Origin of the sequence: Micromonospora sp. NPDC049679 (genome assembly GCF_040659735.1) — a bacterium.
GTDB lineage: Bacteria > Actinomycetota > Actinomycetes > Mycobacteriales > Micromonosporaceae > Micromonospora_I.
Genome location: NZ_JBFANZ010000059.1, coordinates 1 through 20,160, shown reverse-complemented (window position 1 = coordinate 20,160; position 20,160 = coordinate 1). Strand labels below are relative to the sequence as shown.

Genomic DNA, 20,160 nt, shown 5'->3' with positions numbered 1-20,160 from the left:
CCCGCTCGGCCGCGACGGCGGTCGGGCTCGCGCAGGCCGCGGCGGCGGCCAGGGCCGGGGTGGAGACGGCCCAGAGCGGCTGTACGGCCGCGAGCCGGCGGAGCAGGTCGGCGGGGCCGAGCAGGTAACCGATGCGCAGCCCGGCGAGCGCCCAGGTCTTGGTGAGGCTGCGCACCACCACCAACCCGGGCAGGTCGCGCCGGGCGGCCAGCGACTCGGGCTCGCCCGCGACCCCCGGCGCGTACGTCGTGTCGGCGAAGGCCTCGTCGACGACGAGGACGCGGCCGGGGCGGGCGAGCGCGGCGAGCGTCGCGGCGGGGTGCAGCACCGAGGTCGGATTGGTGGGGTTGCCGACGAAGACCAGGTCCGCGTCGGCCGGCACCCGTTCGGGCGCCAGCGCGAAACCGTCCCCGGCGTCGAGCAGCACCCGTTCCACCCGGTGCCCGGCGTGCCGCAGCGCCGCCTCGGGCTCGGTGAACTGCGGATGCACGACGACCGGTCGGCGCGCGCCGCGCAGCGCCTGGGCGAGCAGGACGAATCCCTCGGCGGCGCCCGCGGTGAGCAGCACCTCGTCGGTGGGGCGGCCGTGGCGTTCCGCGACGGCGGCGCGCGCGGGCTCCGGTCGGGGGTAACTGGCGAGTTCGTGCAGGCTCGCCGCGAGCGGAGCGGACAACCAGGGCGGCATCGGGGCCCGCCGGACGTTGACCGCCAGATCCACCAGCCCGGGCGCCACCTCGGCGTCGCCGTGGTGGCCCAAGGCGGTGTCGTCGTCCCCCGAGTCGCCGTACCCCCGCATGGGGCGATCATCCCTGGCCGCGCGGAAAGGAACCGACGGCGGGTGGCCCACCGCCCAGAACATGAGTCCTACTCGCCCATTTCCAATCCTCCTTTAAGTCGTTATGTCATAGCTTTAGGTGGTGATGAAGCGCACCTTCGGCGCCACTGGTCGCCTCGTTCCCCTCTTCCGCGCGGGACTCATCGCCGGCGTCGTCCTCGCCGCCGTCACCTATCCGCTCGCCGCGCTCGGCGGGCTCGGCGCCAAGGTCACCACCGGCGAGATCGCCTGGCCCGCCGAGCTGCAGTCGTTCTCCCCGGCCCGGACCAGCTACGTCTACGCCGCGGACGGGACGACCCCGCTGGCGATCTTCTACGAGGAATACCGCCGGTACATGACGCTCAACGAACTGTCCCCCTTCATCCAGCAGGCGATCGTCGCCTCCGAGGACTCCCGCTTCTACTCCCACAACGGCGTCGACGCCAAGGGCATCGGTCGGGCCTTCGTGGCGAACTCGCAGGCCGGCGGGGTGTCCCAGGGCGGATCGACCCTGACGATGCAGTACGTGCGGATGGCGCTGCGCGACGGCGCGGAGACGCCGCTGGAGGCCCAGCAGGCCACCCAACAGACCACCGCGCGCAAGGTCCGGGAGATGCGCCTCTCCATGGAGGTCGAGAAGCGCATGCCGAAGAGCCAGATTCTGGAGCGCTACCTCAACTCGGCGTACTTCGGGCACCGCGCGTACGGCATCTACGCCGCCTCGGAGGTCTTCTTCTCGAAGCACCCCAGGGACCTCACCCTCACCGAGGCGGCCACCCTGGCCGGACTGGTGAAGTCGCCGTCGGAGTACGACCCGGCGACCTCGGACCGTCAGGCCGCCACGGAGCGGCGCAACTACGTGATCGAACGGATGGCCGGCCTCGGCTACCTCTCACCGGACGCCGTGACACGGGCCAAGGCCGAACCCATCAAGCTGAAACTCACCACGCCACCGAGCGACTGCGTCTCCATCCCGAAGAAGATCAACAGCTGGGGCTTCTTCTGCGACTACTTCAAGAACTGGTGGACCAGCCAGCCGGCGTTCGGCGGCAACGCCCGGGAACGCGAGGACAAGCTGCGCCGGGGCGGCTACACGGTGGTGACCTCGATCGACCCGAAGATGCAGGAGATCGCCGAAAACAACATCGGGGCCAACGCGGCGATCGGCAGCCCCTTCGCGTACGGGCTCGTGCTCTCCGAGCCGGGCACGGGGCGGGTCAAGGCGATGGCGGTCAACCGCGTCTACTCGCTCGACCAGGGCAGGAACCCGATGCACTCCATCCCTGAGCTGCGTAAACAGAAAATGAAGGGCAACTACCCGAACACGGTGGTGCCGCTGCTCGGCGGCGGGGACCTCCCTGGCTACCAGGCCGGATCGACCTTCAAGATGTTCACCATGCTCGCCGCGCTCGACGCGGGGATGCCGCTGTCGACCTCGTACGACTCGCCGTTCCGATACAAGTCGATCTATGACGGCGGCGAGGGGAACATGTGCGGCGACCGCTGGTGCCCGACCAACGCCAGCGGCGCGATGACCGGCCGACACGCGATGTGGTCCGGATTCGGCAAATCGGTCAACACATACTTCGTGCAGCTGGAGGAGAAGGTCGGCGCGGACAAGGTGGTCCGGATGGCGGAGCAGCTCGGCCTGGAGTGGCGCACGAAGGTGGACAAGTGGAACGCGCTGCCCGCCAATGCCAAGAACTGGGGCGCGTTCACCCTCGGCACGTCGGACGTCACCCCGCTGGAGATGGCGAACGCGTACGCGGCCATCGCCGCGGACGGCCGCTACTGCGACGCCTCACCGGTCATCTCGATCACCACCCCGGAGGGCGGCCCGGCGATGTACAGCAGGAAGGACGGCACGGCGACGCCGGTGGCCGATCCGAAGTGCAAGCAGGTCTTCTCCCCCGATGTCGCCCGCGCCGCGACCGACGCCGCCCGCTGCCCGACCGGGGACCGGCCGGCGCGGGGCGGATGCGGTGGCTGGTCCACGGCCGACAGCGTGCGCGGCACGGCGGGTCGCCCGGTGGCCGGCAAGACGGGTACGACCGACAGCACCCGGTCCGCCTGGTTCGTCGGCTACACCCCCGAGCTCGCGGCCGCGAGCTTCGCGGCCGACCCGGACAACCCGTTCAACGCCGTCGGTGACGGGCAGTCGAAGATCCCGGTCGACGCGGTGGCGCACACGCTCAAGGACGCGCTCAAGGGCCAACCGGTCCGTCAGTTCGTCCCGCCGTCCAGCACGATGGTCGGCGGGGAGTGAGGGGCTCTCCGTGCCACGCGAACGCGCCCTCAGCGCAGGTCGGCCGCGACGAACGACCAGACCTCCAGATCCACCCGCCCCGAGTGCACGTGGCCCGCGTTGCGCAACAGCCCCTCGTACGTGAACCCGGCCTTCTCGGCCACCCGCCGCGAGGCCGTGTTGCCCGGGGCCACCCGCAGCTCGATGCGCTGGAAGCCGTGCTCCAGGATCAGCGCGATGGCGAGCGCGTCCGCCGCCTCGGCGGCCACCCCGAAGCCGCGCGCCTCCGGCGCCATGGCGTACGCGATCTCGGTGACCCGGGCCACCCAGTCGGTGCGCTTGGTCCAGAGGGAGCCCACCAACTGGTCGTCCTCACGCCGGACCACCCCGTAGTGGTCGCCGGTGCCGCTGTCCCGGCGTTCCTTCGCCATCTCGGTGCACCAGGCGAGCCCTTCGATCGGCCCGTATTCCTGCGGGAACGGCAGCCACCGCTGGGTCTGCTTGTCCGCGAAGATCTTGGCCACCGCGTCGGCGTCCGCCGCCTGCAGTGGCCGGACGTGGACCCGCGGCGTCGAGACGGTCAGCGTGGGGAATCTCCGCAGGGCGACATGTCCGCTCATGCCTCCACGTCCTCGGCGTCTGCGCCTCGACCGGGCGGGGCCTGCGCCGGCACGGCCGGGGTGGACGGCGTCGGGGCGGGTTCCAACGGGGCCGGCGCCGACGGGGCGGTCGGCGCGACGGCCGACGGCGGCACCGGCGCGGGCAGCGCAACGGCGGCGGCGGCGACCAGCCGGCGGGCGATCCCCGGCACGCCGGCCCAGTGCAGCGCGAGCTGCGAGGCGTGCACCCGGCGCCAGACGAACCCCTCCGCCGCGCCACTGCCCCAGCTCCACGCCGGGGTCTGCCCGGCACGCGGGATCACCACGCCACGGTGCTGCTTGTAACCGACCAGCCGGGTGCCGGACTGCGCCACCGCGGTCGTCGCCCGGGCGGTCGCCTCGCGGTATCCCACCACGGTCTGGTCCATGCTCACCCCGGTCACGTCGAGGACCCCGCACATCGGCCGGCCGTCAAACTCCCGTGCCAGCCACAACAGTCCCGTCCCCTCGGCGAGCACGGGCGCACCGGAGCGGGCCAGCTCGGCGACGGCGGCGCAGAGCCGGCGGTTGGCGGAGAGCTCCTCCGCGTACGACTCGGGGAGCGCGCCGCCGATGACGAGCGCGTCGGTCCCCTCGGGTAGGGCCTCGTCGCGCAGTGGATCGACCGGCGCCACGGTCGCGCCGGCGGCGGCGAGCAGCTCGGCGGTCTCGGCGTACGCGTAGGGCATCGCCGGGCCGCCGGCGACCGCGACGACCGGACGGCGCCCGCCCGGCTCCCCCGGATCGCTCTCGCCGGACGACCACGGCTCGACCGGCAGCTGCGGCGCGGAGCGGGCGAGGGCGAGGATCCGGTCGAGATCGACCGCCGCGCCGACGGACTCGCCGAGCCGACGCACCGCCCGCGACGCCTCGATGCTGCGGTGCGCCACCGGCATCACCCCGTGCTGACGGGACGGAAGCGCGGCGGCGAGGTCCCGGCGGCGCAGCACGCCGAGCACGGGCGTGCCGATGTCGTCGAGGGCCTCGCGGAGCAGCTGCTCGTGCCGGTCGGAGGCGACCTTGTTGAGGATCACCCCGCCCAGTGAGAGCACCTCGTCGTAGGCGCGGAAGCCGTGCACGACCGCGGCGACCGACTGTCCCATCGCGGAGACGTCGAGCACCAGGATGACCGGCGCCCGCAGCGCGGCGGCGACCGTCGCCGTCGAATCGGTCTCCGCGCGGCCGGCAAGGCTGTCGAACAGCCCCATCGTGCCCTTGATCACGGCGAGGTCGGCTCCCGCCGAACCGTGCGCGAAGAGCGGGCCGATGCGTTCGGCGCCGACCAGCTGCGGGTCGAGGTTGCGGCCCGGCCGCCGGGCGGCCAGCCCGAGGTAGGCGGCGTCGGTGTAGTCGGGACCGATCTTGAACCCGGCCACGGTGATTCCGCGGGCGGCGCAGGCGGCCAGCAAACCGACCGCGACCGCGGTCTTGCCATGCCCCGACGACGGTGCGCTCACGACCAGGCGCGGAACGGCGGTCATCGGCAGCTCCTCCGGGGGACGAGAGGGTGGCCGGACTGGACGGTGCGGTCCGGAACGGGGGGGCGGGACAGCGCGACGGCCCGACACGAGGGTCGATCCGTCGCGGGGCACGATACCCGGTACGACGATCGCGCGACTGCCGCAGATGCGGCCACCGGGATGGTGGCCCGGCGGACAGCGGTAACCTCCCTGGTGTGTACCGGTTCCTGCTGTCCCCCCGCTGGCTGGGCTATCTCGCGCTGACCCTGGCGGCGGCCATGGTGATGGTCCTGCTCGGCAACTGGCAGTTGGATCGCTACCGCCAGCGCAGCTCGATCAACGAGCGGATCGACGCGTCGAGCGGCACGACTCCGGCCGAGGTGGCACGGGTGCTGCCCGCGCCGGGCCGCACGGCGGGCGCCGCCGGTCCACCGCCGCCGGCCGACACGGCCTGGTCGCGCGTCACGGCGACCGGCCGGTACGACAGCGCGAACGTGATCCTGGTCCGCAGCCGTACGGTCGAGGGCCAGGTGGGGTACGAGGTGCTGACCCCGCTGGTGCTCGCGGACGGCTCCGCCGTCCTCGTCGACCGGGGCTGGGTGCCGCCCGCGCGCAGTGGTGGGGCGATGGCGCAGCCGGAGGTGCCCGCGGCGCCGGGCGGCGAGGTGACCGTGGTCGGCCGGGTGCACCTCTCGGAGAGCGGCCCGGACCGGGTCGAGCGGCGGGAGGGCCGGCTGGAGACGCGGCGCGTCGCCGTACCCCGGATCGCCGGTCAGCTTCCCTACCCGGTCTACGGGGCCTACCTGCTGCTCGACACCCAGACCCCGCCGGCCGATCCGGCCTTCGTACCGATCCCCGTCGTGCACCAGAACAACTGGCAGAACGGCGGTTACGTGGTGCAGTGGTGGATCTTCGCGGTGATGGCGCTGGTCGGGTTCGGCTGGGTGGCCCGGCGCGAGGCGCACGGTGGTCGGCCGGGCCGTGAGAAGCCGCTGGACCGCGCCGCCGAACCCACCCCGGTCCCCTGACCGTTCCGCCGTCTCCCGGCCGGTTCCGGGCGATTCCGGGCGATTCCGGGCGATCATGAGTTGGCGCGCGGCACGCCCGCACTCCTGACGACACGTCATGATCACGTCAACGCCGGCGTTGCCAGCCGATCGGAGCACGGCGGGTTAGGGTGCCCGCATGAGCGTCGACCCCACGCTGCCGCTGCCATCCGGCGGAGCGGGCGGGACGGCCGGACCCGGTGGGCAGGTCCCGCCGCCGGCCGATCCATGGACCGTCCCCGCGCCCCTGCCCGCCGGTTTCCCGCCCGCCGCGCCGCCGCCCGCCGCGCCGCCGCCGGCGACCAGCGGTGCGGGCTGGTATCCCCCGGTCAGCGGCGGGGGCGGCGATCCGTTCATCGGACCGGTGGTCGCGCAGATCGGCGAGATCGGGGTCACCTCCTCGCTGGCGCGGACACCGGCCGGGGACATCCCGCTGGCCGGCTCGACATGGCACGTCGCGGACTATTGGCAGAGCGAGCAGAAGACGCCGACCTGGGCGGTGGTGATGGCCATCCTCGGGTTCTGCGTGGTGACGATCCTCAGCCTGCTCTTCCTGCTGGTGAAGCAGACGATCCACCGCGGCACGGTGCAGGTCACGGTGACGAACGGGACGCGGCAGTACGTCGCCCGCATCCCGGTCACCACCCAGGCCCAGGTGCAGCACATCCACCAGCAGGTCAACTACGTACGCTCGCTGGCCGCCCTCTAGCCGCGATCAGCCGCTGATCCGGCCACTGTGGATCGCCCGTACGGCGTCGGTGGTGTCCGCCTCGGCGGCGGTCTTGTCGTCGCGGTAGCGCACCACCCGCGCGAACCGCAGCGCGAGCCCGCCCGGATAGCGGGAACTGCTCTGCACGCCGTCGAACGCGATCTCGACCACCTGCACCGGGCGTACCCGCACCACGTAGTCGCCCCGCTCCACCGCCAGCTCCAGGAACCGCTCGGTCTGCCAGCGCAACAGCTCGTCGGTGAGCCCCTTGAACGTCTTGCCCAGCATGACGAACCCGCCGCGCTCCGGGTCCCGTGCGCCCAGGTGGAGGTTGGAGAGCCAGCCACGCCGCCGCCCGCTCCCCCACTCCACCGCGAGCACGACCAGGTCGAGGGTGTGCCGGGGTTTGACCTTCACCCAGGCCGTCCCGCGCCGACCAGCGTCGTACGGCGCGTCCGGAGACTTCACCACCACGCCTTCCTGCCCGGCGTCGATCGCGGCCGCGAAGGCCGCGGCGGCCGCCTCGGCGTTGTCGACGGCAACCCGGCCGACCAGCAGCTCCGGCGGGAGAGCGTCGGCCAGGGCCGCCCACCGGTCGCGGCCGGGCGCGTCGAGCAGGTCGACGCCGTCGAGGTGGAGCAGGTCGAAGAAGTACGGCGTGAGCGTGCTGCCCGGCCCGCCCGATCCGCCGGGCGCGGTGTGGGTGAGCGCCGCCCCCGCCTTCCGGCGCGCCCCTCTCGTCGCGGCGAGGCTGGACGTCTCCTGGAAGGGGCGGGGCCGCCCCGTCGCGTCGAGCGCCATCGCCTCCCCGTCGAGGACGAGCTCCCGCGCGGGGAGGGCACGGACCGCGGCCACCACGTCGGGCAGGCGGGGGGTGATCTCGTCGAGGCTGCGGGTGAAGACGGCGACGTCGTCCCCGGAGCGGTGCACCTGGATGCGGATGCCGTCGAGCTTGACGTCGACGGTCGCGGGCGTGCCGGTGGCGAGCAGCGCCTCATCCACCGAGGGCGCGCTCTGGGCGAGCATCGGCGCGAGCGGCCGACCCACCTGGAGGGCGAACTCGCCGAGCGCGGCGGGGCCGCCGCTCAGCGCGGCCACGGCGACCGCCTTCAGGTCACCGGCGAGGAGCAACGCCCGACGCACGGCCGTCACCGGGACGTCGGCGGCGCGGGCGATCGCGTCGGCGAGCAGCCCGGCCTGCGCCCCCTGGCGCAGCTCGCCGCTGAAGAGCCCGACCAGCAGCCGCTGCTCCTCCGGCGTCGCCGCCGCGAAGAGCGCGCCGAGCAGCTCGCGCCGGCGGGCCTGCGAGCCGGGGCCGGCGACCACGGCGAGCTCGGCGACCGCCGCATCGACGGCGCCGACGGTCAGGGTCGGCCCGGTGGCGGGCGGTGGCAGGTCGCGAAGGCTGGCGTAGCCGACCCCGGTCTGCCGCTGGCGCAGCTCGCCCGCGAGGTAGGCCGAACCGGCCGCGATCTCGTCGGGCGCGAGGTCACGGAGCGCCGCGGCGAGCAGCTCGACCTTGGCGCGCCGGCCGGAGGTCGCTGTCACGGCGGCCGAGGTGGCCGCCAGGTCGATGAACCGCACGGGCCCATCCTGACAGCCACCTCCGACACAGCGTGGCGTCCGCCGTTACGCGGCGATCGGCTCCTCGATGCGCAGCCCGCGGGCGCGCACGTCGTCGGCCACCCGGGAGAGAAGCGTGTCGAGCGCGCAGAGCGCCAGGGACAGCTCGCCGAGCTGCGCCCGGAGCGCGTCGTCGGACCACGCGGAGACGTCGACGTCCCCCAGAGCACTGACGGCGGCACCCAGCCGCGCGATGGCTTCATTCGTACTCATGTTCGAAAGCCTACCGCACCCCACCGACACTCCGCGTCATTTCCGCCCCGTTTTCACCCGGTCGATCAAGGACTTCCCCGTCGATCAAGGCCGTATTCACACGGATAGAGATCAACGCGTGCGAACATGCCCTTGATCGACGGGGAAAGGGCGTCAGGCGGGCTTGCCGACCTCGGCGACCTTGGCGAGCAGGAGCGCCTCCGCGAGGCAGACCCGGGCGAACTCTCCCAGGTGCAGGCTCTCGTTCGGGCCATGGGCCCGCGAGTGCGGATCCTCCACGCCGGTCACCAGGATCGCCGCCTGCGGGAACATCTCCTGGAACGTGGCGATGAACGGGATCGAGCCGCCCACCCCCATGTCCACCGCGTCGACCCCGTCCCATGCTGTCCGGAAGGCGGCGCGGGCCGCGTCGTACATCGGCCCGGACGCGTCGATCACGCACGGCCACCCGTCGTGCTCGAAGATCACGTCGACCTGGGCGCCCCACGGCGCGTTCTTCTCCAGGTGCGCGACGAGTGCCGCGTACGCCCGCTTGGGGTCGTCGCCCGGCGCCAGCCGCAGGCTCAGCTTGGCCTTGGCCGCCGGCACCAGCGCGTTCGGGGCCTCGGCCGTGCGGGGCGCGTCGATGCCGAGCACGGCGAGCGCGGGCTTGGTCCAGATCCGGTCGGTCAACCGGCCGGTGCCGAGGAAAGAGACCCCGTCCACCAGGCCGGCCTCGCCGCGCAGCCGCTCCTCCGGGTAGTCGACCGTGGCGCCGGTCCGGCCGAACAGCCCGTCGACGGCGACGTCCCCGGCGTCGTCGTGCAGCGTGGCGAGCAGGCGGGAAAGCGCGGTCAGCGCATCGGGTACGGCGCCACCGAACATGCCGCTGTGCACGGCGTGCGAGAGCACGCGCACCTCGACGAAGCAGTTGATGAGCCCGCGCAGCGAGGTGGTCAGGGCTGGCACGCCGACATCCCAGTTGGCGGAGTCGGCGATCACGATGACGTCCGAGGCGATCTCGTCGCGGTATTCGGCGAGCAGCCGCTCCAGCGAGTCGGAGCCGAACTCCTCCTCGCCCTCGATGAACAGGACCACACCGACCGGCAGCGCGTCGCCGAACGCCCGCAGCGCCGCGATGTGCGCCATGATGCCCGCCTTGTCGTCGGCGGCGCCGCGACCGTAGAGCCGCCCGTCCCGCTCGACCGGCTCGAACGGGTCGCTCTCCCAGAGCGAGAGGTCGCCGACCGGCTGGACGTCGTGGTGCGCGTAGAGCAGCACGGTCGGAGCGCCGGGCGGCGCCGGCTTGCGGCCGATCACCGCGGGCTGCCCGCCGGAGCGCGCGAACTGGACGTCGAGCCCGCAGCCGCGGAGCAACTCGGCGACCGCCTCGGCGGAACGCTCGACGTGCGAGTGGTCGAAGCCGTCGAACGCGATGCTCGGAATCCGGACCAGGCGCTCGAGGTCGGCGCGGACGCCCGGCAGTTCGCGCTCGATCGCGGCACGCAGCTCGGACTCGGTGAAGGTGGGTGCGGTCATGACCGCGATCGTAAGCCGCCCTTACTGGTCGCTGCCGTCGGATCCCTCCGGGGCAGCGCCGTTGCCACCGTTGTCGCCGGCTGTCCCCGTACGTCGGGGTTTGCCGCCGGCGCGCGCGGCGGCCTCGCCCGCGGCCCGGGCGGCCGCCTCCCCCGCCGCCCCCATCCAGGCGCGGGCCCGTCCGGCGTGGCCGCCGGCCCACTCGCCGACGTCGGTGGCCCCGTCACCGAGGCGGCGCAACAGCCCGACGAGCGGGTCCTGCGAGCGGCCGAACGCATCCCGGTAGGACGCCGCGGCCGCCTTGATCTCCTCGGAGACCGAGGCGTTGCCGTCGTCCTCGCGCCGTGGATAGTCCCCGGCGAGCACCCGCCCGTAGCCGCCGTCGTCGATCCACTGCCGCAGATGCGCCGCACGGGCGACCGGCACGGGATGCGTGCTCCAGGCGGTCATACGGATCTTGTGCAGGCTGTCCCGCAGGTCGCCACCGCCCTCGTACTCGGCGGCCTGCTCCAGGAACGCCGCCGTGTCGATCTGGGACAGGTCGCCGCCGCCGGCCAGCTTCATCAGCAGCCGCAGCGAGGCGGCCGGGTCCTGCCCGGCGAGCAGGCCGGCACGGTCGGCGGAGAGCTCGGCCTTGCGCCACCATTCGAGCATCGCCGCGATGATCGCCCGCAGTGCCAGCGCGCCGACCGGCAGCCAGCTCAGGTTGGCGGCCCACCGGGTGAGGATGATGAGAATCGTCTTGTACACGGAGTGGCCGCTGCGGACGTGTCCGAGCTCGTGGCCGAGCAGCGCGCGCAGCTCGTCGTCGTCGAGCTGCTGCACGCACGCGCTGTTGACGACGATGAACGGCCGTTCCATCCCGATCGCCTCGGCGCTGAGCCAGGGCGACTGGGTCACGTAGAGCTCCGGCAGCTCGGGGATGTCGAGCGCGCTGGCCGCCTCCGCGAAGCGCTGGTAGACGCGGGGATACTGCCGGTCGTCGACCCGGATCGCCGAGGCGAGGTACGACAGTCGGAAGCCGCGCTCGTTCCACATGCCGAAGAACGCCTTGACCACGTCGTCGAAGCCACGCAGCTCACGCAGCGCGGTCAGCGCGCCCCGGTCGGCCGGGTGCTCCCAGGCCCGCGAGCTGATCCCGGTCAGCACCACCCGTCGCCGGGCCGGCACCGTGCCCTGGTCACCTGTGGTCATGCCGCACTCCCCGGACTCGTGCTGCGGTTACCCGCCGATCGTGCCGCAGTGTCCGTGTCCCGTCTACGCCCGGTCGGCCCAAGATCCGGCGACCGCGAGCCGGACGTACTGCAGCGCCGGCACATGCGGCGCGTCGGGTGCACCGTCGACGACCAGGTCGGCGCGGTGGGCGGTCGCGTCCGCGCGGAAGTGCACGTCCTCACCGCGCCGCCATTGCTCCAGGTACGGCAGGAGCGCGGCACCGTCGCGCGCCAGCGCGCGGTCCAGCCGCAGTTGCGCCGGGGCGTCCACGAAGACGGCGAGGGTCAACTCCGGTCGGATCGCGGCGCGGGCCACGCCGACCCCTTCGAGGATGACGACCGGGGCGGGTGGCACGGCCCTCCACTCCGGAACGAACCGGTGGCGGTGCCAGTCGTACCGTCGGTAGCGGCCCGGCCGCCCCGCGCGCAGCGGCCCGAGGACCCATTCCTCGAGTCGCGGCCAGAACGTGAACTGATCGGCCCAGCCGTCGAGCAGGTCGTCGGTGTGCACGAGCGGCGCCCCGTCCAGGGCGGCGGCGAGGCGCTCCGCGAAGATCGTCTTGCCGGCGCCGCTCGGCCCGTCGACGGCGACCAGCCGCGTACGGCCGAGCCGCGGCGGCCCGGCGAGCACCTGTTGGGCGAGCCCCGCGTACGTCTCGACCACCGCCCCCACACTCCCGACGCTAACCCCCGCTGGTCGTGCGGCCGAGCGCGGCCCGGGGCGAGCAGGATCCGCGCGACCGGCGGCGGCTACGGGGCGCCCGGGGGCACGAACGGCAGCCCGGGAAGCGGGCCGGACTCGATGAGGCGCCAGAGGGCGTCGGTGTCGAGATGTTCCTCGACCAGGTCACCGAGGAGATCGAGGGCGCCCTCGCGGGCCGCCGCGAAGGACGTGTCCGGGGCGAGGTCGAATCCGTGCCGACCGGCGAGCCGTGCCGACTCGCCCAGGAACCGGCGCCGGAACTCGTCGCACTCGAACGCCCCGTGCCAGTGCGTGCCGTAGACGTTCCCGGCGACGGCCCCCTCACCGCGACCGTCCCCGTACGCGAGGAACGGCGACAGCGTCGGGGCGGCCCGGGAGACGTAGCCGTGGTGGATCTCGTAGCCCTCCACCGGGAGCGATCCGAACGCGGTCCCCGCCGACCGGGTCACTGTCTTGCGCTCGGCGAACGTGATCTCCACCGGGAGCAGTCCCAGGCCGGGCACCGTGCCCCGTGCGCTCTCCACATCGTCGTGGATCACGCGGGAGAGCATCTGGAACCCGCCGCAGACGCCGAGCACCGGCTTGCCGGCGGCGGCGTGCGCGAGCACCGCGTCGGCGAGGCCGGTCTCCCGCAGCCAGGCGAGGTCGGCCACGGTGGACTTGCTGCCGGGAAGCACGACGAGGTCCGCGCCGGCGATCTCGGCCGGCTCGACCGTGAGCCGCACCTGCACACCGGGCTCGGTGGCGAGCGCCTCGACGTCGGTGGCGTTGGAGATCCGCGGCAGACGCACCGCCGCCACCCGCAACCACTCCGTGCCGCGCGGCGGGGCCGGTCGCCCCAACACCTGCCCGTAGGCGAGGGAGTCTTCGGCGTCGAGCCACAGGTCGAGGTTCCACGGCAGCACCCCGTAGGTGGGGCGGCCGGTCGCCGAGGCCAGCATGTCGAGGCCGGGGCGGAGCAGTCCGAGATCGCCACGGAACTTGTTGATGACGAAGCCGGAGATGAGCGCCTGGTCCTGCGGCGAGAGGAGCGCGAGCGTGCCGAAGAGCGCGGCGAACACGCCACCCCGGTCGATGTCGCCGACCACGATCGTCGGCAGGTTGGCGGCGCGGGCCAGCCCCATGTTGACGAAGTCGTTTGCCCGCAGGTTGATCTCGGCCGGGCTGCCGGCGCCCTCGCAGACCACCACGTCGTATTCGGCGCGCAATTCCGCGAGCGTATCGAAGACCGTCCCGGCGAGCTGGGACCGCAGGGAGCGGTAGTTGGCCGCGGTGACGGTGCTGACCGCCTCGCCGAGCACGACGACCTGACTGGAGAGGTCACTGCCGGGTTTGAGGAGTACGGGGTTGAAGCGCACCTCGGGGGTGAGCCCGCACGCGGCGGCCTGCATGGCCTGCGCACGACCGATCTCCCCGCCCCGGCCCCCCGCGTCGAGCACCACGGCGGAGTTGTTGGACATGTTCTGCGCCTTGAAGGGGGCGACCTTCACCCCGCGCCGGTGCAGCCACCGGCAGATGCCGGCGGTGAGCACGCTCTTGCCGGCGTCGGAGGTGGTGCCGGCGACGAGCAGTCCCCCGCTCACCGCCCGCCCCCACGCAAGATCCGCAGGACGGGGGACCTGTCGTCACTGCGACATCGTCGGGCTTGTGGGCGCGGGATGGCGGCGATGAGGGCGGAGATGCCCAGCGCGCCCAGGCCGACCGCGCCGGAGAGCCGGGCGGCGCGCTTGATGTGCCGCGCGGTCGGTCGGGGACCGTCGCCGAGGAACGGGCGGGTCTCCGACCGTCCGAAGTAGACGTTACGACCACCGAGCCGCACCCGGAGCGCGCCGGCGAACGCCGACTCGCACTGCCCGGAGTTGGGGCTGGGATGGTCGTTGCGGTCCCGCCGCCAGACCCGCCACGCCTCGGCCCGCTCGCCGTGCACGAGTGGGGCGGCCACGATGGCGAGCAGCCCGGTCAGCCGGGACGGCACCAGGTTGAGCAGATCGTCCAGGCGCGCGGCCGCGGTCCCGAACCGGGCATACCGCGCCGATCGGTGCCCGACCATCGCGTCGAGGGTGTTCGCGGCCCGGTAGCCGACGAGGCCGGGCAGCCCGGCCACGGCGCCCCAGAACAGCGGGGCGACCACCGCGTCCGAGGTGTTCTCCGCGACCGACTCGACCGTCGCGCGCGCCAGCTCCGGCTCGTCCAGCGCCGACGGGTCACGCCCGCACAGGTGGTTGAGGCGACGCCGGGCCGCGGGGACGTCCCCGTCCTTGAGCGCGCGGGCCATCACGTTCGCCTCGCCGCGCAGGGTCCGCCCGCCGAGCACCGTCCACGTCCCGGCCGCGACGAGCGCTGCACGGGCCAGCGGATGACGCCGGGTCGCGGTGCTCGCGGCCACGGCGACGAGCACCGGTACGCCGACCGCGATCGCGGCGAAGGCCGCGCCCGGGGCGCGATCGGGACGGTAGAGGCGACGTTCCAGCCCGCCCGCCGCCTGCCCGAAGCCCGCGACGGGATGGAACCGCCGCGGATCACCGAGCAGCGCGTCGAGCGCGTAGCCGGCGACCAGCCCGGCGGCCGTGGCCGTGCCGGGCCTCATCCGCACGCGGGTTCGCCGCACCTCGTGCCGCACAGCTGATCACCTCCGTGCGCAGCCTAGTGACCGCTGCGCCGATCGCAGCGGCGGGCGGGTTGACGACCGCAACGGACCGGCGCCGGCAACCTCAACCGGAGTAGAGGTCAAGGGTCCCCACGGCGACGGCACCGGGCGCGGGGAGGTGCGGGGCAACCGCGCCCTCCCCGCCACCCGGCGGCAGCGCGACCGGGGGTCAGGCGGGCACAGTGGCGCGGCTGCGTCCACGCCGCGGCCGAGGGTGCGACGGCTCGTCCGCCTTGCCCGCTGGCGCGTCCAACCCATCGGGGGTAGCCGGCGCCTCGAGGGTCAGGTCGTCGGGGAACTCGGACAGGTCCTCCACGGACGTCGAGGCTCCGTCGCCCACCGGCTCCTCGGCTGTCTCGAAGCCGCCGCCACCACGTAGCTCCGCGACGGGGTCGTAACCGACCAGCGGACCGACGGAGGGGGCGGCGAAGTCGGCGTCGCCGTCATCGTCGAAGAGGTGCTCGTCGCGGCGGACGGGCGCCTCCTCGTCGGGCACCGCCTCGGTGACCTCGCCGTGCACCCGCGTGTCGGCCTCGGCGTCCTCGACCGCGCTGGTGGCCATGGTGGGACGATTGCGGACGAACTTGCCCCGCCCACGCGACAGGTCGTGCCCGACCGCGACGGCCTCCAACTCGTAGAGGGTGCGGTGGTTGCCCTCGCTGTCGACCCAGTCCCGCGTGTACATCCGGCCGACGACCACGACGGGGTCGCCGACCATCACCGACGAGGCGACGCCTTCGGCGAGCTTGCGCCAGCAGTTGACCCGTACCCGCAGGCTGTTGCCGTCGACCCAGCGGCCGTTCTCGCGGTCGAGGCGGCGGGCGGTCGAGGCGACCTTGAAGTTGGCCACCAGCGTGTTGGTCTGGGTCGTGCGCCGCCATTCCGGGGCGGTGAGCACGTTGCCCACGATCGTGACGTACGTGTCGAACATCGTCTCTCCACAGGGTCCAGGGAATTCGGGTCCGAGTCGACTCGCGGGACAGCCTGGCCGCGGCGCGGTGGTGGCCGCCACCGTCGCAGGCCGGGCTGTGGACAGCGGACGCCCCTGTGGAAAAGACCCTGATCAAGCGGAAAGGTGCTAGGCGAGCGGTCAGCCGTGCACGTCGGGGCCGGCACGGGTGATCGCGATGCGCATGATCACTCGGCGGTCGCGCTCCATGGCGGCCCGATAGTCGTCCCAGTCCGGGTGCTCCCCCGAGATCCGCCGGTAGTACTCGACCAGCAACTCCATCGCCTCGGGCAGGTGCACGATCTCCGCCTCCCCCTCGATCTGCACCCAGTCGCCGAAGAACTGGTCCGTGGTGACGCAGAGCGTCACGCGCGGGTCCCGCAGGACGTTGCGGACCTTCGCCGCGGTCTCCCGCGTACTCACGATCACCCGCCCGTCGTCGTCCAAGCCGACGGTCAGCGGCGACATCTGCAGCCGGCCGTCCCGGTGGTGGGTGGCCAGCACCGCCCGGTGGTTGTTGCGGACGAATTCCCGTGCCCGGTCGATATCCATGGGTCGATTCTGCGCCCGGCGCGGTCGCGCCGCGCCCCGCAACGACGTCGTTGCCGCCGACACTACCCACGGGTAACCATCACGGCGTACCGTCGGTGACGTGGAACCGGACATCCTGGGAGCGCCCTACGAGCGCGAGACGATCGACCTCGGCCGCGACGACGAAGGTCCCGTCGTCGCGACGCTGGTCCGCCGCCGGGCCGAGCGCCCGACCGGACGGGCGGTGCTCTACGTGCACGGCTTCGTCGACTACTTCTTCCAGACCCACATGGCCGATCACTTCGTCGAGCAGGGCTGGGACTTCTACGCCCTTGACCTGCGCAAATACGGCCGCAGCCTGCTCCCGCACCAGACGCCGAACTTCTGCCTCGACCTCAGCGACTACTTCCCGGAGCTCGACGCGGCAGCAAAGATCATCCGCGAACGGGACGGCAACAGCACGATGCTGGTCAACGCCCACTCCACCGGCGGCCTGATCACCGCGCTCTGGGCGCACAACCGCCGCGACGCGGGCATCATCGACGGACTCTTCATGAACAGCCCGTTCTTCGACATCAACGCCCCCTGGTTCATCCGCCGGCCCCTCGTTGCGGCGGTGAGCCGATTGAGTCGCCGGGCACCGAAGCGGGCCCTGCCGCTCGGGCTGAACCAGGTGTACGGCCAGAGCCTGCACGCCGAACACCGCGGCGAGTGGAGCTACGACCTGGCGTGGAAGCCGCTCGGCGGGTTCCCCGTGCGCACCGGCTGGCTGGCCGCGATCCGCCGGGCCCAGCAGCAACTCCGCGCCGGCCTGCAGATCCCCGCGCCGGTGCTGGTGGCCTGCTCGACCCGGACGTTCAAGGGCGCGAAGTGGCACGACGACGCCGCGCTCGCCGACGCCGTCCTCGACGTCGAGCACATCGTCCGCTGGGCGCCCCGCCTCGGGCAACATGTCACGCTGGCCCGGTTCGACGGCGGCAAGCACGACCTCACGCTCTCCGGCGCCGCCGTACGCGAGCGGGTCTTCGCCGAACTGGACCGCTGGATCGGCGGCTTCCTCCCTCCGGCGCCCACCGACGTCGTGTCGGCAGCCGGCGACGGCGGCCCGGCGCCGACCCGGGTCGTGCCCGCCCCGCCGGCCGCGGCACCCGCCGGCACCACCGCGGCGGAGGCCAACTGAGCAGGCTCGGTGCGGCTCTGGCCAGACCGTCGTCCCCCGTTGCGGTGAACGCGCGGGGGACGGCGGTAATCTTCTGTCGCACGATGCGCCCGTAGCTCAGCGGATAGAGCAGGGGACTTCTAATCCCAAGGCCGCAGGTTCGAATCCTGCCGGGCGCGCCATCGTCACCGCAGGTCAGCGGCCTTCCGCTCGCGGTCGAGACGATCACCACGGCCTCCGTACAGCCATTCGTACAGCCAAGTCACCCGAAGAGGTGCTTCGCGGCCTCGTCCACGGCGGCCCGCTCGATCTCCGGTAGGACGTGAGCGTAGGTGTTCATCGTCAGCCCGATGCGGCAGGAGCCGCCGACGAAATGTCCTGTCATGCCGAGATGAGTGCATTTGGGCAAGGCCCGATGAGATGGCTCCACATCGTAGAGATCCACGTGCCGCTCGGCGTCGAGCCAGAGAATTTCTCAGTCCCGTCGCGTCGGTGTAGAGCGCCTCGGCGAGCTCTCCACCCCCAGGGTGGCCCGCAGCCGCACTAGCACAGCCAGCGCGATCTTCCGAGTGGGTGGCTGTCAGCTGCGACACGCCGTACGACGTTAGCCCGCAAAACCGGCCAGGACGGTCGCATTGGACCGGGTCAGGCGCGCGGTTCGGTCGACGGGCCTGGCACGTACTCGAGCATGACCGCCCTCAGGTAGCGCGGGGTGGTGGGGAGATCGGTCGCGCCCACCGCGAACATCAGCGGGCTGCCCGGGGTCCCGGCAATCCCGTGCAGGCTCATGCCTACCGCGTCCGGCGGCTGCGGCGCGGGCATGCCGACCCACGCGCCCGTGCTGTACGCGGCGAGCGCCGCGCTCGGCGCTCGGGAGTTCTCGATCAGCCACGGCAGTCCGGCCGGGTCGGTCGCCACGTCGGGCAGCGCGCCACCCGGCGCGCCCCGGAGCACCTCGAAGGATCCGCCGCCGCCGCGCACGGCCAACCCATTGTCGCCGACCGCCCACAGCTCGTCGGACGAGCGACCCGCGAGCGCTTCGAACGAGGACTCCTGTTCGTTGATGCCCACCTGGACCGTACGCCAGCCTGAGCCGCTCCAGTGGAAGAGCAGCGGGCCCTTGAACCCCTTCCACGCGCCGTTTCCGGCGGCCCAGACGTCATCCGAGCCAAAGGCCTTGATCGCGGTAAAGGTGCAGAAGTTCGGCATGCCACCGAAGGACGTGCCGCCGGTGCGGCATTCCGCGGGCGACTGGTGCGACCGCCAGGATCGGCCGTCCCACTGCTCGATGATCACGTGGCTTTGGCGATTGCCCACCACCCAGGTGTGTCCACCCACGACGGTCAGCCCGGTGATCAGCTCGTGGCTCTTGCTGTTGCCCCGCGGGAACGGCACCTCGCGCCAGGCTGTCCCGTCGTAGTGCAGGACGTGCGACACCTGGTCCTCCGGGACCGCGGCGGCCGTGCTGCCGACCGCCCAGACGTTTGAGGGCGAGTCGGCCGCGACGAGGTCGAACCGGCCGCGCCACGCGATCGCCGGCAGCGCCGCGCGTGCCCAGCGCGTCCCGTCCCACTGGAGGATCAACGGGGTGCCGGTGTCGTTCGGCTGTTCGGGCGAGTAGGCCTCGCTGCCGACGGCCCACGCGTGCGTGGCGTCCACCGACACGACGTCCCACAGCACGCTGGTCGGCCCGGCCAGCTCCGGCAGCGTGGCCGGGCGCCAGGCCGGTGCCGGCGCGTTGGTAATGACGGCTTCGGGCGACCCGTTGGCGGCGGTCGCGGAGGGTCCCGAGGGTGATGTCGAGGTGTTCGTGCCGGCGCGTTCGCCGGCGCACCCCGACGCCAGCAGGACAGCGACCAACGTCAGGGCAATCTTCCGCATGGCGCCGATGATCGCATGGCGGCGCCACCGCAGGCTTCCCGTTGATCAACGCGCTATACGGGCGTGGATCACGGCGAAGGCGTTCAGGTGCCAACCCGGGACGCGGAAGGGCCCAGACCACCGTCAGGGCGTCGTGCCCGAAGACGTGCCGCATCTGGGCCAGCAGGGACGGGAAGTGGTTGGGGTGCTCCAGCACGGTGACGATGCGGTACAGGGCGGCGATCCCCTGCCTGCGGGCCACCCGGCCGGACGTGATCGCCTTGCCCGCGCGGTACGCGAGACCCAGGTCCGATGACAGCGTGTCGTAGCTCGCGTACGTGGGCGCCGTGGCGACTTTTTGGACCTTGGGATGCGATGCCGACGATCCCCAGCGGATCGCTGCTTTCTGGGCGCTGGCCCTCGGCTATGTCAAGGAATCCGTTTTCGACGATCCCGCCAACGCGTCCATCGTCGACCCGGATGGCCGGGGCCCTGCCATTGGTTTCCTCAAGGTGCCCGAGGACAAGTCCGCCAAAAACCGTATGCATATCGATATCCGGGTGGCCGGTCCAGGCCCCTGGGACATGGCCGAGCGCGCCCGACTGATCCGGCAGAAAGTGCCGCATTCCGCGCGCGGACCGTGGCGGATCAGTTGGCGCACGCGTGTCGCACGTCAGTCGACGGAGGGACAGGCTCGACCGCGTCGCGTTGCCGAATTGGCTTCTTAAGGATCAAGGCGGCCCGCAAGCGGGCCGCGCCGGCCCGGCCCCGGCCTGCTGGCGACCTCCGGCCGGCATCGGCCGGGCCGGCCGGCCACGCTGACGGAACACA

Annotated in this window: 18 protein-coding genes, 1 tRNA gene and 1 pseudogene; 6 read left to right on the top strand and 14 right to left on the bottom strand. The window is 72.7% G+C overall.

What is annotated here, in order from left to right:
• Positions 1–796, bottom strand: a 796-nt coding sequence (gene cobC, locus AB0J06_RS24940; RefSeq protein WP_357431867.1) for an Rv2231c family pyridoxal phosphate-dependent protein CobC, incomplete at its 3' end; no start/stop codon positions are given.
• A 124-nt stretch (positions 797–920) separates the two neighbouring features.
• On the opposite strand from cobC, the gene AB0J06_RS24935 reads away from it, so the two are divergent.
• A complete protein-coding gene (locus AB0J06_RS24935; RefSeq protein ID WP_357431871.1) occupies positions 921–3,080 on the top strand; it encodes a transglycosylase domain-containing protein in 2,160 nt (719 codons plus the stop codon).
• A gap of 29 nt (positions 3,081–3,109) precedes the next feature.
• On the opposite strand, the gene AB0J06_RS24930 is transcribed toward AB0J06_RS24935, so the two are convergent.
• Entirely contained in the window at positions 3,110–3,679 is a 570-nt protein-coding gene (locus tag AB0J06_RS24930; RefSeq protein WP_357431865.1) for a GNAT family protein, read from the bottom strand.
• Positions 3,676–5,178: a cobyrinate a,c-diamide synthase gene (locus tag AB0J06_RS24925; protein WP_357431863.1), complete on the bottom strand. Its 1,503-nt coding sequence runs from the start codon at positions 5,176–5,178 to the stop codon at positions 3,676–3,678. Before AB0J06_RS24925 ends, AB0J06_RS24930 begins: the two co-directional genes overlap by 4 nt.
• Positions 5,179–5,372: 194 nt before the next feature.
• Here AB0J06_RS24925 and AB0J06_RS24920 point away from each other — a divergent pair, with 194 nt between their 5' ends.
• Entirely contained in the window at positions 5,373–6,185 is an 813-nt protein-coding gene (locus tag AB0J06_RS24920; RefSeq protein ID WP_357431861.1) for an SURF1 family protein, read from the top strand.
• Positions 6,186–6,342: 157 nt separating this feature from the next.
• Positions 6,343–6,912 (top strand): hypothetical protein, encoded by a 570-nt coding sequence (locus tag AB0J06_RS24915; RefSeq protein WP_357431858.1) that lies wholly within the window; start codon positions 6,343–6,345, stop codon positions 6,910–6,912.
• A 6-nt stretch (positions 6,913–6,918) separates the two neighbouring features.
• On the opposite strand, the gene AB0J06_RS24910 is transcribed toward AB0J06_RS24915, so the two are convergent.
• From AB0J06_RS24910 to AB0J06_RS24870, 9 genes and pseudogenes are all read right to left on the bottom strand, one after another.
• Positions 6,919–8,496, bottom strand: coding sequence for an ATP-dependent DNA ligase (locus AB0J06_RS24910; RefSeq protein ID WP_357431857.1), 1,578 nt, complete (start codon positions 8,494–8,496; stop codon positions 6,919–6,921).
• A gap of 45 nt (positions 8,497–8,541) precedes the next feature.
• Positions 8,542–8,748, bottom strand: coding sequence for a hypothetical protein (locus AB0J06_RS24905; protein ID WP_357431855.1), 207 nt, complete (start codon positions 8,746–8,748; stop codon positions 8,542–8,544).
• Between the two features lie 153 nt (positions 8,749–8,901).
• Positions 8,902–10,266: a dipeptidase gene (locus AB0J06_RS24900; protein WP_357431853.1), complete on the bottom strand. Its 1,365-nt coding sequence runs from the start codon at positions 10,264–10,266 to the stop codon at positions 8,902–8,904.
• Positions 10,267–10,287: 21 nt separating this feature from the next.
• A complete protein-coding gene (locus AB0J06_RS24895) occupies positions 10,288–11,460 on the bottom strand; it encodes a M48 family metallopeptidase (protein ID WP_357431851.1) in 1,173 nt (390 codons plus the stop codon).
• A 63-nt stretch (positions 11,461–11,523) separates the two neighbouring features.
• Positions 11,524–12,153 (bottom strand): annotated as a pseudogene (locus AB0J06_RS24890) (hypothetical protein); the annotation flags it as partial.
• Positions 12,154–12,230: 77 nt separating this feature from the next.
• Positions 12,231–13,766 (bottom strand): cobyric acid synthase, encoded by a 1,536-nt coding sequence (locus AB0J06_RS24885; protein WP_357431849.1) that lies wholly within the window; start codon positions 13,764–13,766, stop codon positions 12,231–12,233.
• Entirely contained in the window at positions 13,763–14,770 is a 1,008-nt protein-coding gene (locus AB0J06_RS24880) for a cobalamin biosynthesis protein (RefSeq protein WP_357431869.1), read from the bottom strand. Before AB0J06_RS24880 ends, AB0J06_RS24885 begins: the two co-directional genes overlap by 4 nt.
• Positions 14,771–14,999: 229 nt before the next feature.
• Entirely contained in the window at positions 15,000–15,761 is a 762-nt protein-coding gene (locus AB0J06_RS24875) for a single-stranded DNA-binding protein (protein WP_357431847.1), read from the bottom strand.
• 159 nt (positions 15,762–15,920) lie between these two features.
• Positions 15,921–16,331: a PPOX class F420-dependent oxidoreductase gene (locus tag AB0J06_RS24870; protein ID WP_357431845.1), complete on the bottom strand. Its 411-nt coding sequence runs from the start codon at positions 16,329–16,331 to the stop codon at positions 15,921–15,923.
• 100 nt (positions 16,332–16,431) lie between these two features.
• On the opposite strand from AB0J06_RS24870, the gene AB0J06_RS24865 reads away from it, so the two are divergent.
• Together AB0J06_RS24865 and AB0J06_RS24860 are read left to right on the top strand one after the other, a co-directional pair.
• A complete protein-coding gene (locus AB0J06_RS24865) occupies positions 16,432–17,490 on the top strand; it encodes an alpha/beta hydrolase (RefSeq protein ID WP_357431843.1) in 1,059 nt (352 codons plus the stop codon).
• An 85-nt stretch (positions 17,491–17,575) separates the two neighbouring features.
• A tRNA-Arg gene (locus tag AB0J06_RS24860) sits at positions 17,576–17,651 on the top strand.
• Positions 17,652–17,731: 80 nt separating this feature from the next.
• Here the strand turns inward: AB0J06_RS24860 and AB0J06_RS24855 are convergent.
• Together AB0J06_RS24855 and AB0J06_RS24850 are read right to left on the bottom strand one after the other, a co-directional pair.
• Positions 17,732–17,854, bottom strand: a complete 123-nt coding sequence (locus tag AB0J06_RS24855; protein WP_357431841.1) for a hypothetical protein — start codon at positions 17,852–17,854, stop codon at positions 17,732–17,734.
• A gap of 260 nt (positions 17,855–18,114) precedes the next feature.
• Positions 18,115–19,350, bottom strand: coding sequence for a hypothetical protein (locus tag AB0J06_RS24850; protein ID WP_357431839.1), 1,236 nt, complete (start codon positions 19,348–19,350; stop codon positions 18,115–18,117).
• A 317-nt stretch (positions 19,351–19,667) separates the two neighbouring features.
• Between AB0J06_RS24850 and AB0J06_RS24845 the strand changes: the two genes are divergently transcribed.
• The gene (locus AB0J06_RS24845) at positions 19,668–20,057 is read left to right on the top strand and encodes a VOC family protein (RefSeq protein WP_357431837.1); all 390 of its coding nucleotides are present in this window, start codon (positions 19,668–19,670) and stop codon (positions 20,055–20,057) included.
• The last annotated feature ends 103 nt before the right edge of the window (positions 20,058–20,160 follow it).

Bases quoted from the DNA above. Each gene is read 5' to 3' on its own strand.
- AB0J06_RS24935 (WP_357431871.1), top strand. From the start codon at position 921: ATGAAGCGCACCTTCGGCGCCACTGGTCGCCTCGTTCCCCTCTTCCGC.
- AB0J06_RS24930 (WP_357431865.1), bottom strand. From the start codon at position 3,679: ATGAGCGGACATGTCGCCCTGCGGAGATTCCCCACGCTGACCGTCTCG.
- AB0J06_RS24925 (WP_357431863.1), bottom strand. From the start codon at position 5,178: ATGACCGCCGTTCCGCGCCTGGTCGTGAGCGCACCGTCGTCGGGGCAT.
- AB0J06_RS24915 (WP_357431858.1), top strand. From the start codon at position 6,343: ATGAGCGTCGACCCCACGCTGCCGCTGCCATCCGGCGGAGCGGGCGGG.
- AB0J06_RS24905 (WP_357431855.1), bottom strand. From the start codon at position 8,748: ATGAGTACGAATGAAGCCATCGCGCGGCTGGGTGCCGCCGTCAGTGCT.
- AB0J06_RS24900 (WP_357431853.1), bottom strand. From the start codon at position 10,266: ATGACCGCACCCACCTTCACCGAGTCCGAGCTGCGTGCCGCGATCGAG.
- AB0J06_RS24895 (WP_357431851.1), bottom strand. From the start codon at position 11,460: ATGACCACAGGTGACCAGGGCACGGTGCCGGCCCGGCGACGGGTGGTG.
- AB0J06_RS24880 (WP_357431869.1), bottom strand. From the start codon at position 14,770: ATGAGGCCCGGCACGGCCACGGCCGCCGGGCTGGTCGCCGGCTACGCG.
- AB0J06_RS24875 (WP_357431847.1), bottom strand. From the start codon at position 15,761: ATGTTCGACACGTACGTCACGATCGTGGGCAACGTGCTCACCGCCCCG.
- AB0J06_RS24870 (WP_357431845.1), bottom strand. From the start codon at position 16,331: ATGGATATCGACCGGGCACGGGAATTCGTCCGCAACAACCACCGGGCG.
- AB0J06_RS24855 (WP_357431841.1), bottom strand. From the start codon at position 17,854: ATGACAGGACATTTCGTCGGCGGCTCCTGCCGCATCGGGCTGACGATG.
- AB0J06_RS24850 (WP_357431839.1), bottom strand. From the start codon at position 19,350: ATGCGGAAGATTGCCCTGACGTTGGTCGCTGTCCTGCTGGCGTCGGGG.